The organism is Pseudomonas sp. 8O (assembly GCF_902506495.1).
GTDB lineage: Bacteria > Pseudomonadota > Gammaproteobacteria > Pseudomonadales > Pseudomonadaceae > Aquipseudomonas > Aquipseudomonas chaetocerotis.
In genome coordinates, this window is the sequence record NZ_LR733264.1 from 778,351 (window position 1) to 790,836 (window position 12,486).

Here is a 12,486-nt window from a genome sequence, read left to right on the forward strand (position 1 = left end):
AAGCAGGAGGGGCGCTCGCGACGCTCTGGGCTGGGCTTCTGGTCACCTGCAGAGCAACCGTTCGTCCTCCTTCATCAAACTGTCATGCATGTGTGGCAGCGCTATCGAATGACTTTCATCAGACTCGCGTTCCAATGGGGTTCTGCGTTTCTGGTGTTTTCATGCGTGCATTAATTTTCCTGGCCGCGTTGCTTTGTGGCCTGCCGTCTTTTGCGGCCAATCGTTGCGACCTGTCCGAGCCGACCCGTTATGCGGATGTCGGTGAAGTGCGCCTGGCTTATCAAAGCATCGGCAGCGAGCGCGATCCGGCTCTGCTGCTGGTGATGGGGCTGGGCGGACAGTTGATCCACTGGCCTGACGAGGTGGTCGAGCGCCTGTGTCAGCAGGGTTTTCGCGTCGTGCGCTTCGACAATCGTGACGTGGGGCTGAGCACCTGGCGACGGCCGGCGCCGAGCATCAACCTGCCTTACGAGGTGCTGCGCTATCGCCTGGGCCTGTCGCTCGGTGCGCCTTATCACCTGCGCGACATGGCGGGCGATGCCCTGGGCTTGATGGATCGCCTGGGCGTCGACAACTTCCATGTGCTGGGCGCGAGCATGGGCGGCATGATCGCCCAGCACCTGGCCGATCTGGCGCCGCAGCGCGTTCTCAGTCTGACGCTGGTGATGACCAGTTCGAGTGCTCAGGGATTGCCTGCACCCAGCGATGCGCTGGTGTCGCTGCTGGCGAGGCGTGAGGCGGGGAGTCGCGAAGCGGCGTTGCAGCAGCAGGCCGACTTGCTCGCGGCCCTGGGCAGCCCTTCGGTGCATGATGACCGTGCCTTGCTCCTGCATCAGGCCGAGCAGGCTTATGACCGCGCCTTCAATCCCGAAGGCGTACAGCGTCAGTTGCTGGCGATTCTTGCCGAGTCGAGTCGGGTCGAGCTACTCAATCGTCTGACAGTGCCGACGCTGGTGGTGCACGGTACGGCCGATCCGTTACTGCCGGTGATGCATGGCGTGCACGTGGCGGCGCATATCAAGGGCGCGGAGCTCAAGTTGATTCCGGGCCTGGCGCATCGCTTTCAGGATGCCTTCAAGGAGCCTTTGCTGGCCGCGGTGTTGCCGCATCTCGCGGCGCATCGGGGGGATTTGGGCCTGGCGCATCTGTAAGGGGCGAGCGCTCAGAGCTCCTGATTGTGCTTGATCGCTTCGCGGCGTTGCAGATGGTCGATGTGCTCGCTGCTGTGGCGTAGCAGCTTGTCGGCCATGGTCATGCGCTCGATATAGCGCGTGATGCTCTGCTCAGCGTCATGGCGGGAGATGAAGGGGCCTTCCAGTGTGCCTTCGCGAGTGGCGAAGAAGTATTGGCCGTTGACGGCGCTCAGACGTGAACTGCGGTAGTGCGTGCCCGGTTGGGGGTCGATATCGCGTTGGCCGAACATGGTGAGAGCTCCATCTGCAGGTTCTGGATAATCTGAGTCTACTGTGGCCAATGCGGCGTGCTTGGCAAAACGACAGATGGTAGATTTTGGCAGCCTGTTAGCGTCTTTTAGCGGATTTTATGGATTATTGGCGCCGGTCGGCTGGCGTTATGCGGATGCTGAGCAGTACAGTTTCGCTCGGCAACCGGGCTGAACTGTTGCTGTGTAGGTGTGTATGCCTCTCCTAGAATGCTCTGCTGCGGTCGACATGCTCTGTTGGCCGCCTGCCAGAGGTTGCCATGCACATTTCTTCCGGCCGTTGGATGTACGGCCTGCTGCTCGCCCTGATCACTTCCGTGCTCTGGGGCATCCTGCCCATCAAGTTGAAAGAAGTTCTGCAGGTGATGGACCCGGTGACGGTCACCTGGTATCGCCTGGCCGTGGCTGGTTCTCTGCTACTTGCCTATCTCGCTGCGAGTCGCCGGTTACCGCGTTTTCGGCCGCTGGGACGCAAGGGTGGTTGGCTGCTGGCACTGGCTATCGGCGGGCTGACGGCCAACTACGTGCTGTATCTGGTCGGGCTCAACCTGCTCAGCCCCGGGACCACGCAACTGGTGATCCAGGTGGCGCCGATACTGCTGCTGATCAGTAGCCTGTTCGTCTTTCGCGAGCGCTTCAGCCTGGGCCAGGCGGTTGGCCTGATGGTCATGCTGCTGGGCTTCGGCCTGTTCTTCAATCAGCGCCTGGGTGAGCTGCTGACCTCGCTGACCGCCTATACCACCGGCGTGCTGACCGTGCTGGCGGCTGCCTTCGTCTGGACCTTCTACGGCCTGGCGCAGAAGCAACTGCTGACCAAGTGGAATTCGGTGCAGGTGATGATGGTGATCTACCTGGCGTGCGCGCTGCTGCTGACGCCCTGGGCGCAGCCAATGCAGGCACTGGAGTTGAGCCCGCTGCAGGGCTGGCTGCTGCTGGCTTGCTGCCTGAACACACTGGTCGCCTATGGCGCCTTTGCCGAGGCACTGGCGCATTGGGAGGCTTCGCGGGTCAGCGCGACCCTGGCGCTGACGCCGCTGGTGACCTTCGTCTCCGTGGCCCTGGCCTCGACCTGGTGGCCGGACCACGTGCTGCCCGAGCAGGTCAACTGGATCGCCTACGCAGGCGCCGTGGTGGTGGTGCTGGGCTCGGCGCTCACCGCCCTCGGCCCATCGCTGATGGCCGCTCTGCGGGCGCGCAAGGCCAGGCGCCTGGCCTGATGCCGGTCAGATAAGACGTAATGTTTGGCACGGATGACCTTTGTAGGGTGCGCCATGCGCATCAATGAAGGCAGCACCGGTATTTCGGTGCGCGCGGCGCACCCTACCTAGCCGTATCCTGACACTTGAGTGACTGGCATTAGTCGCCAGGCTCAGTGACGCTGGCGCCGGTATCCCGGTGCCGCGGCATACCCTACGCATGTGTTTCCTGCAGGGCGGGGTTCAATCCAGCGGCAGCTCGGTGGTGCGTTTGACCTCGCTCATGGCGATGTGCGAGTGCGCTTCGTGCACGTGCGGGCGTTGCAGCAGGTGGTCGCGCAGGAAGCGCTCGTAATCGGCGATGTCCTTGGCCACGACCTTGAGCAGGTAGTCCGAACCGCCGGCCATGCTGTAGCACTCCAGTACCTGCGGGTAGCCGACCACGGCCTGCTCGAATTCATCCAGATTGCCGCGACCGTGGGCCGACAGCTTGATGTCGACGAACACCGTGATGCCGAACCCCAGGCGCTTGTGATTGAGCAGGGCGACCTTGCGTTCGATCAGCCCTTCTTCCTGCATGCGATGAATGCGTCGCCAGCAGGGCGATTGCGACAGCTCGACTTTCTCGGCGACCTCGGCGGCAGAGAGGTCGGCATCGTGCTGCAGCAGGCGGAGAATCCGGCGGTCGATGGGGCTGAGCTTGTCCTGCATGATTGTTTCCAATTTATTGTGATTGTTGGAAGGATCATGCGAAGTATCGCCTTCGCTACTCGAAAATAGAAAGAAAAAAGCGGAACCCTCCGGTCATGATTTAGGCAAATTCACAGCAGCGATCCTGCCGTGGAAACCAACGGAGCGTGTTTACCGTCGCGCTCCTCGTGCTCGCCATAAAAATAAAAGGAGCGCTCCATGTCACTGGCCGAAATCCGCCTGGATGACAAATATCGTCTCGCTACTGGTCACCTCTACCTGACCGGCACTCAGGCGCTCACCCGCCTGCCCATGCTGCAGAAGCAGCGTGACGCCGCCTTCGGACTCAATACCGCCTGCTTCATCTCCGGCTATCGCGGCTCGCCCCTGGGCGGCCTGGACAAGAGCCTGTGGGACGCGCGCGAGTACCTCAAGGAAAACCACATCCACTTCCAGCCCGGAGTCAACGAAGAGCTGGGTGCGACGGCGGTATGGGGCAGCCAGCAAGCCAACCTGTTCCCTGGCGCGCGCTACGACGGCGTGTTCGCCATGTGGTACGGCAAGGGACCGGGCGTCGATCGCAGTGGCGACGTGTTCAAGCACGGCAACTCGGCCGGTGTCTCCAAACACGGTGGTGTGCTGCTGCTGGCCGGTGACGACCACGGCTGCAAGTCCTCGACCATCGCCCACCAGAGCGAGCATGCGTTCATCGCCGCGTCGATCCCGGTGCTCAATCCGGCCAACGTCCAGGAAGTGCTGGACTACGGCATCATCGGCTGGGAGCTGTCGCGCTACAGCGGCTGCTGGGTGGCGCTGAAGACCATCGCCGAGAACGTCGATTCCTCGGCTGTGGTGGACGTCGATCCGCTGCGTATCCAGGTGAAGATTCCCGAGGATTTCCAGCTGCCGGAAGACGGCGTGCACATCCGTTGGCCCGATCCGCCCCTGGCGCAGGAAAAGCGCCTCAACGTCTACAAGATCTACGCCGCGCGCGCCTTCGCCCTGGCCAACAACCTCAACCAGGTCAAGCTCGATTCGCCCAACCCGCGCCTCGGCATCATCACCACCGGCAAGTCCTACCTCGATGTACGCCAGGCCCTGGATGACCTCGGCCTGGACGAGGCGCTGTGCGCCAAGGTTGGCCTGCGCGTGCTCAAGGTCGGCATGAGCTGGCCGCTGGAGCCGGTGTCGGTGCACCAGTTCGCCGAAGGCCTGGACGAAATTCTGGTAGTGGAAGAAAAACGCAGCATCATCGAAGACCAGCTCACCGGTCAGCTCTACAACTGGCCGGTGGGCAAGCGCCCGCGCGTGGTCGGCGAGTTCGACGAGCAGGGCAATTCGTTGCTGCCGAACCTGGGCGAGCTGACGCCGGCGATGATCGCCCGGGTGATCGCCAAGCGCCTGGCGCCGATCTACAGCAGCCCGACCATCGAAGAGCGCCTGGCCTTTCTCGATGCCAAGGAAAAGGCCCTGGCCGCGCCCAAGCACAAGACCGTGCGCACCCCGCATTTCTGCTCCGGCTGCCCGCACAACAGCTCGACCAAGGTGCCGGAAGGCAGTCGCGCCCTCGGCGGCATCGGCTGCCACTACATGACCCAGTGGATGGACCGCAGCACTGACACCTTCACCCAGATGGGCGGCGAGGGCGCGACCTGGATTGGCCAGGCGCCGTTCACCGACACGCCGCACGTGTTCCAGAACCTGGGCGATGGCACCTACTTCCACTCCGGCCACCTGGCCCTGCGCGCAGCCGTGGCAGCCGGGGTCAACATCACCTACAAGATTCTCTACAACGACGCGGTGGCCATGACTGGCGGCCAGCCCATCGACGGCGAACTGCGCATCGACCAGCTCAGCCAGCAGGTGCATGCCGAGGGCGTCAAGCGCATCGCCCTGGTCAGCGACGAGCCGGACAAGTACCCGACCCGCGCCACCTTCGCACCCGGTGTGACCTTCCATCACCGTCGCGAGCTGGACGCCGTGCAGCGTGAGTTGCGCGAGGTCAAAGGCTGCTCGGTGATCCTCTACGACCAGACCTGCGCCACCGAGAAGCGCCGTCGGCGCAAGCGCGGCAAGCTGGTCGATCCGGCCAAGCGCGCCTTCATCAACCCGGCGGTGTGCGAGGGTTGTGGTGATTGCAGCGTCAAATCCAATTGCCTGTCGGTGCTGCCACTGGAAACCGAACTGGGGCGCAAGCGCGAGATCGACCAGAGTGCCTGCAACAAGGACTTCAGCTGCCTGGAGGGCTTCTGCCCGAGCTTCGTCACCGTCCACGGCGGCAGCCTGCGCAAGCCCGAGGCCGTTGGCCTGAGCGCGCTGTTCATCGCCTTGCCGGAGCCTAAGCAACCGGCCCTGAGTCGCCCCTGGAACATCCTCCTGCCTGGCGTTGGCGGTAGCGGTGTAACCACCGTCGGTGCGCTGCTGGGCATGGCCGCGCATATCGAAGGCAAGGGCTGTACCGTGCTCGACCAGGCCGGCCTGGCGCAGAAATTCGGCCCGGTGATCACCCATATCCGCATCGCCGCGCAGCAGAGCGACATCTACGCCGTGCGTATTGCCGCCGGGGAGACCGACCTGCTGCTGGGCTGCGACCTGGTGGTGTCGTCCAGCGAAGAGTCACTGGCCAAGCTCAACGACAAGATCGCCCATGCGGTGATCAACAGCCATGAAGCGGCTACTGCCGAGTTCACCCGCAACCCGGACGCCCAGGTGCCCGGCGCGGCCATGCGCGAAGCGATCAGCGAGGCGGTGGGCGAGGGCAAGACCCGCTTCGTCGACGCCACCCGCCTGGCCACTCGCCTGCTCGGTGACAGCATCGCCACCAACCTGTTCATGCTTGGCTACGCCTACCAGCAGGGTCTGGTGCCGGTATCGGCCGAAGCGATCAACAAGGCCATCGAACTCAACGGCGTGGCGGTTCAGCTCAATCAGCAGGCCTTCCTCTGGGGCCGTCGTGCCGCGCATGACCTGGCTGCGGTGGAAAAACTCGCCGCGCCCAAGGTCGTCGAAGCGCCGCATTGCAGCACACTCGACGAGATCGTATCCGACCGCGTGCAGCGCCTGACTGCTTACCAGAACGCGACCTATGCCGAGCGCTATCGCGAGCTGGTCGAGCGCGTACGCAAGGCCGACAGCGATGCCGAGCAGCGCCTGAGCAAGGCCGTGGCGCGTTACTACTTCAAACTCCTGGCCTACAAGGACGAGTACGAAGTGGCGCGTCTGTACAGCGATGCCACCTTCCGCAAGCAGCTCGAAGCCCAGTTCGAAGGCGACTACCAGTTGCAGTTCCATCTGGCGCCGAGCTGGCTGAGCAAGCCCGATGCGGTCACCGGCCAGCCGCGCAAGCGTAGCTTCGGCCCGTGGATGCTCAAGGCGTTCGGCGTGCTGGCGCGCTTCAAGTTCCTGCGTGGCAGCGCCCTCGATCCGTTCGGCCACAGTGCCGAACGTCGCCTGGAGCGCGAGTTGATCGAGGAGTACGAAGCCAACGTGGCCTACCTGCTCGCCGAGCTCAATACCGGCAACTACCGCACGGCGGTGGCGCTGGCCGAGATTCCCGAGCAGATCCGCGGCTACGGCCACGTCAAGGAAGCGGCGCTGGCCAAGGCGCGCGAGCAGGCGACGCAGCTCAAGGCGCGCCTGACCGTCAGTGAGATCGCTGCCGTGCAGCTGTTCGAACCGGCTGCCTGAACCTCAACCGATCCCCTTTGCCACCCTCTCCCGTGCGGGAGAGGCGCGGCTTTTTACGACCCGATAACCGAGGTAACCCGATGTCCGTCTTCACTCACGTCGACTTCGATCAACACGAACAGGTGGTCTACGGCCACGACAAGGCCAGCGGCCTGAAAGCCATCATCGCCATTCACGACAGCACCCTCGGCCCGGCACTGGGCGGCTGCCGCATGTGGAACTACGCCAGTGACGAGGAGGCGCTGCGCGACGTGCTGCGCCTGTCGCGCGGCATGACCTACAAGTCGGCGCTGGCGCGTTTGCCGCTGGGGGGCGGCAAGGCGGTGATCATCGGCGACCCGCACACCGGCAAGAGCGAGGCGCTGTTTCAGGCCATGGGCGATTTCGTCGACAGCCTGGGTGGGCGCTATGTCACTGCGGCAGACTCGGGCACCGGCGTGGCCGAAATGCGCATCATGGCCGAGCGCACCCGCCACGTGGCTGGCGCCGGGCAGCGCGAGGCATTCGGCGGTGGCAGCCGTGACGGCGATCCGTCGCCCTCGACCGCCTATGGTGTATTCATCGGCATCCAGGCTGCTGTGGCGCATCGCCTTGGCCGCCAGGATCTTACGGGCGTTCGCGTGGCGATCCAGGGCGTGGGGCAGGTCGGCTTCGGCCTGGCCAAACCGCTCAAGGAGGCCGGCGCGCAGCTGTGGGTGACGGACATCGTCGAGGCCAACGTGCAGCGCGCCGTCAGCCAGCTTGGCGCCACTGCGGTCGGCCAGCATGAGATCTACCGTCTCGATGTGGACGTGTTCGCACCGTGCGCGCTGGGCGCGATCATCAACCTGCAGACGCTGGAAGCCCTGCGCGCGCCGATCATCGCCGGTGCGGCCAACAACCAGCTGGCCGACGCCAGCCTGGCCGAGCTGCTGCGTCGCCGTGAGTGCCTGTACGCGCCGGATTACGCGATCAATGCCGGCGGCATCATTGATGTCTGCTACGAACGCACCGGTGGCAGCGCCGCGCAGCTCAAGGCGCATATCGAAGGCATCGGCCCGACACTGACGGAAATCTTCCAGCGCTCCGAACGCGAAGGTGCGACCACCACCGCGATTGCCGACCGCATGGCATTGGAGCGTTTGCGCGGTGGCCGTCCTGCAACCGCCGCCAAGGCTGTGGCTCAGGGCTGGCAGCGTTAGCAGCGAGCGGCGCGCGACATGACAAATGCGCGCGCCGCCGCTAAGATGCGGCCCGGCCTTAGCCAATACGGCCCTGTCCCCTTAGTTCAACGGATAGAATAAGCCCCTCCTAAGGGCTAGATGCTGGTTCGATTCCAGCAGGGGACGCCATCTTCGTTTCTCTCCCTCGCGTTCAGCGAACGCTCGTCGCAACGCGCCGTTCTATACGTACTCCTCGATCACCTGCAGCCATGTTGGTCATCCGCTGATGCCACTGCGGCGTGATGCCGTGCGGCCATTTCAATTGTCGGCAGAGGATCGCCATATCAAGGCGTCTCGCCATTATTGCAATGAGAAGTGTTTGCATTCAGGATTGGCGCTCCTTGCCAAGAGCCTGACCTCACATGGAATGTTCTCAACAGTCATTGCCGGCCTCGGGCCGGAGAGGTTTTCGACCGTCCTTTGCCGCGAATGCACCTGCTTATGGCCATGCTGTTGCGGTCATCGACCGCAAGGCCTTGCTGGCTGCCTATCAGGCTCAGCGTCATGCGTTGCTCAATCTGGCGACGCGGGTACTGGGGTGTCGCAGCAGAGCCGAAGATGTCCTGCAGGATGCCTTTCTCAAGCTGTGGGAGGGCAGCCTCAATCTCTCCCGGGTGGAGGCGCCCGAGCGTTATCTGAGTCGCCTGGTGCGTAACCTGGCCATCGACCATCTGCGCCGTTTGCAGCTGGAGCAGCGCTACGGTGCTGCCGCCGAACTGGCGGATCTGCAGCCTTCGGAAATCTCCCCGGAGCAAGCTGTGGGCGGGCAGCAGGCGGTGCGCCAGTTGCTCGATGCGCTGGCGGAGCTGACCCCGCGCATGCGCCGGGTATTCAAGCTCAGTCAGCTCGATGGCCTCACCCAGCGCGAGGTGGCGACTCAACTGGGTGCGTCGCCAGCGCTCATCAATCTGATTCTGCGCGATACCCTAGGGCATTGCCGTGTTCGACTCGACGGGCAGTGTTCGCGTAACTGTCCCCTGGCCAAGAGGTTCTGAATGAAGCTGCTGCGTCTGGTTTTCCACGAATATCGCTGGTCCATCGCGCTGGTGCTGGGGCTCAGCCTGAGCAGCGCATTGCTCAGCGTGGCGGTGATCGCCTTCATCAATCAGCGCATGCTCACGCCGGCGAGCAATCCGGGCGCGGCACTGGGGCAGTTCGTCGCCTTGCTGGCCTTGCTGCTGGTGCTGGCCTCGGCAGCGCAGCTGTCGCTGACGGCGCTGGGTCACCGCTTCGTCTATCGCATGCGCCGGGCGCTGGTGAAGCGGGTGCTGGACACGGCCGTCGAGCGCCTGGAGATCATCGGTGGCTCGACCATCATCGCCAGCCTGTCCAGCGATATTCGCAACATCACCCTGGCCTTCGTGCATCTGCCCGAGCTGATCTACGGCAGTGTGCTGACGCTGGCGGCATTCGCTTACCTGGCCTGGCTGTCGCCCGGTCTGTTCGTCACCACACTGCTGTGGATGAGTTTCACCCTCGGCATCGGCTGGTTGCTGGTCGGGCGTCTCAATCACCACCTGCGCATGCTGCGTGAGTCCGAGGATCGTCTGTACGGCGATTACCAGGCGGTGATCGACGGACGCAAGGAACTGACCCTCAACCGCGACCGCGCGCAGCGTCTTTACGAGGACGAGTTCGACCTCAGCGCCCGCGCCTATCGTGATCACGTGACCCTGGCCGACCGTTACCACGGCCTGGCCAGCAACTGGGCCAACATCATGGTGCTGGGCACCATCGGCCTGGTGTTCTACCTGGCCAACGGCCTGGGCTGGGCGTCCACAGCAGTGGCCTCGACCTACGCGCTGACCATTCTGTTCATGCGCACGCCGCTGGTGTCGGCGGTCGCGGCGATCCCGGCGCAGATCGCCGGACGCGTGGCGCTGGACAAGGTCGAATCGCTGGCGCTGGCACCGCATGTGGAGGCCTTCGAGCATCCGGCCGATCCCCTGAGCGGCCAGTGGCAGGTGCTGGAGTTGCACGAGGTGGAATATCGCTATCCGGCGCAGGATGGTGAGCCCGGCTTCGACGTAGGGCCGGTCAGCCTGCGCCTGCAACGTGGTGAGACGGTATTTCTGGTCGGCGGCAACGGCAGTGGCAAGTCCACCCTGGCGCGTCTGCTGACGGGCCTGTACATCCCGCAGCGCGGCGAGATCCGCATCGATGGCCGAGTGCTCGGCGCGCAGGAGTGGCCCGCCTACCGTCAGCTGTTCGCATCGGTCTTCACCGACTACCACCTGTTCTCGCAGCTGCTTGGCCCGCACGGCGTGGCAGCGTCGGATGAAGAACTCGATCACTGGCTCGGCAGCCTGCACATTCGCCACAAGGTGCAGGTGGCGGCGGGGCGCCTGCGCGACACGCGCCTGTCCGCCGGTCAGCGCAAGCGTCTGGCCTTGCTCCTGGCGCTGCTCGAAGCGCGCGACATCCTGCTGCTCGACGAATGGGCCGCCGATCAGGATCCGCTGTTCCGTCAGGTGTTCTATCGCGAGCTGCTGCCGCAACTGAAGGCCGCAGGCAAGACCGTATTCGCCATCAGTCACGACGATCACTACTTCGACCAGGCCGACCGCCTGCTGAAGATGGATGGCGGGCAGCTCCACGAACTGCAGGGTGAGCAGCGGGCCCGGGCCAGCCGCAACGCGCTGCTGGAGATCGGTGGCCGCGCCCATTCCTGAGCACTGGCTACCCTCACTGCGCCCGCATCATGCGGGCGCAGTCGTTTTAGCGAAGTGATTTCCCATTCCCCAGGCAATTGCCCTAAACATTCCTTCCTCTCGTTCGTCAGTGTTAATGAGAATGTTTTCCAGTCATTCCGGCTGGCGAACCACCCATTCAGCACGCAGATATCGGGAGGATTTATGGGGCTCGTTCATGACTATATCGGGGTTGGCTTCGGGCCCTCGAACCTGGCACTGGCCATCGCCACCGAAGAGTTCGCCCAGCGCAGTGGGCGAGAGCCCAGCGTCTGCTTCATCGAGCGCAAGCCTTCATTCAGCTGGCATGAAGGCATGCTGATCGACGGCTCGAGCATGCAGATCTCCTTCCTCAAGGATCTTGCCACCCTGCGCAATCCGGCCAGCCGCTTCACCTTCATCAGCTACCTCAAGGCATGCGGGCGCCTTGAGGACTTCATCAACCTGAAGACCTTCTACCCCAGTCGTGAGGAGTTCAACGACTACCTCGGCTGGGCCGCCAATGCGTTCGCCGGGCAGGTGCATTACGGTGAGGAGGTGACCAGTATCGAGCCGTTCTACAGCGCGGGTGTCTGTGCCGGTGTCGAGGTGGTCGCGCGCGGCAGCGACGGGCAGAGCACGCGTCGCCGCGCGCGCAACCTGGTGCTGGGTATCGGTGGCGTGGCGCAGATTCCGGCGGCCTTCGCCGGCAAGACTGACCCGCGCATCGTGCATTCCTCGCGCTACCTGGGCGCCCTCGATGCCATGCTGGGCGATGGCAGTCGCCCGCGGCGTATCGCCGTCATCGGTGGCGGGCAGAGCGCCGCAGAAATCTTCCATGACCTGGCATGCCGCTTCCCGCAGATCGAGGCCAGCCTGCTGGTGCGCGGCGGCAGCCTCAAGCCGTCTGACGACAGCCCGTTCGTCAACGAGATCTTCAATGCCGACTTCACCGACCGCATCTTCGCCCATAGCCCTGTGCAACGCGCGCAGATGCTCAGCGAGTACCGCAACACCAACTATTCGGTGGTCGACCTGGAGCTGATCGAGAAGATCTACCACCTGTTCTACCAGCAGAAGGTCCGTGGTCAGCACCCTCACCGCTTGCTCACTCACCGTGAAGTCACGGCCGTTGCCGTCGACGACAACGCTGTGGAACTGAGCCTGCGCAACACCCTGGACGGCGACCAGCACAGCGAGCGTTTCGATGCGGTGATCCTCGCCACCGGCTACCGCCGCGACTACCACCGCACCCTGCTGGCGGGCATCGCCGACTACATCGAAGGCGAAGCGGTCGACCGCCAGTATCGCCTGCCGCTGCGGTCGGACTGCCAGGCGCAGATCTTCCTGCAAGGCGGCTGCGAGGGCAGTCATGGCCTCAGCGACACCCTGCTGTCGGTGCTGGCCATGCGCTCCGAGGAGTTGGTCAGCGCGATGTTCGTCGAGTCCGCCGGCATGCAGGTGCGCGATTCGCTGCGTCTGGCCGCAGGGTCGCTCAGCTAGTCGGCTGACGCAGTTTTTTCCTTCTTCCGCGAGCGGTTCGGCAGTTACTGCCGGGCCGTACGCAGGCACGAGTTTTCACGGGTGACGAGATGAGATCG

General features: G+C 64.0%; 9 protein-coding genes and 1 tRNA gene. 8 read left to right on the forward strand and 2 right to left on the reverse strand.

What is annotated here, in order from left to right:
• Positions 1–161: 161 nt before the first annotated feature.
• The gene (locus GV002_RS06395; protein ID WP_160017563.1) at positions 162–1,151 is read left to right on the forward strand and encodes an alpha/beta fold hydrolase; all 990 of its coding nucleotides are present in this window, start codon (positions 162–164) and stop codon (positions 1,149–1,151) included.
• An 11-nt stretch (positions 1,152–1,162) separates the two neighbouring features.
• Here the strand turns inward: GV002_RS06395 and GV002_RS06400 are convergent, their stop codons facing one another.
• Positions 1,163–1,423 (reverse strand): DUF6316 family protein, encoded by a 261-nt coding sequence (locus tag GV002_RS06400; RefSeq protein WP_160017564.1) that lies wholly within the window; start codon positions 1,421–1,423, stop codon positions 1,163–1,165.
• Between the two features lie 278 nt (positions 1,424–1,701).
• On the opposite strand from GV002_RS06400, the gene GV002_RS06405 reads away from it, so the two are divergent.
• On the forward strand, positions 1,702–2,658 hold the full coding sequence (locus GV002_RS06405; RefSeq protein ID WP_160017565.1) for a DMT family transporter: 957 nt from the start codon (positions 1,702–1,704) through the stop codon (positions 2,656–2,658).
• Between the two features lie 222 nt (positions 2,659–2,880).
• Here the strand turns inward: GV002_RS06405 and GV002_RS06410 are convergent, their stop codons facing one another.
• Entirely contained in the window at positions 2,881–3,348 is a 468-nt protein-coding gene (locus tag GV002_RS06410; RefSeq protein ID WP_160017566.1) for an Lrp/AsnC family transcriptional regulator, read from the reverse strand.
• A gap of 198 nt (positions 3,349–3,546) precedes the next feature.
• Between GV002_RS06410 and GV002_RS06415 the strand changes: the two genes are divergently transcribed.
• The 6 genes from GV002_RS06415 (at position 3,547) to GV002_RS06440 (ending at position 12,388) form a co-directional block, all read left to right on the forward strand.
• A complete protein-coding gene (locus GV002_RS06415; protein ID WP_160017567.1) occupies positions 3,547–7,014 on the forward strand; it encodes an indolepyruvate ferredoxin oxidoreductase family protein in 3,468 nt (1,155 codons plus the stop codon).
• A gap of 80 nt (positions 7,015–7,094) precedes the next feature.
• A complete protein-coding gene (locus GV002_RS06420; protein ID WP_160017568.1) occupies positions 7,095–8,195 on the forward strand; it encodes a Leu/Phe/Val dehydrogenase in 1,101 nt (366 codons plus the stop codon).
• A 75-nt stretch (positions 8,196–8,270) separates the two neighbouring features.
• Positions 8,271–8,345, forward strand: a tRNA-Arg gene (locus GV002_RS06425).
• 233 nt (positions 8,346–8,578) lie between these two features.
• Complete coding sequence (locus tag GV002_RS06430; RefSeq protein ID WP_160017569.1) at positions 8,579–9,211, forward strand: sigma-70 family RNA polymerase sigma factor; 633 nt, start codon at positions 8,579–8,581, stop codon at positions 9,209–9,211.
• Positions 9,212–10,888 carry a multidrug ABC transporter permease/ATP-binding protein gene (locus GV002_RS06435; RefSeq protein ID WP_160017570.1) on the forward strand — a complete coding sequence of 559 codons (1,677 nt, stop codon included), beginning with the start codon at positions 9,212–9,214 and terminating at the stop codon, positions 10,886–10,888.
• Between the two features lie 183 nt (positions 10,889–11,071).
• Entirely contained in the window at positions 11,072–12,388 is a 1,317-nt protein-coding gene (locus GV002_RS06440) for a lysine N(6)-hydroxylase/L-ornithine N(5)-oxygenase family protein (RefSeq protein ID WP_160017571.1), read from the forward strand.
• Positions 12,389–12,486 lie beyond the last annotated feature (98 nt).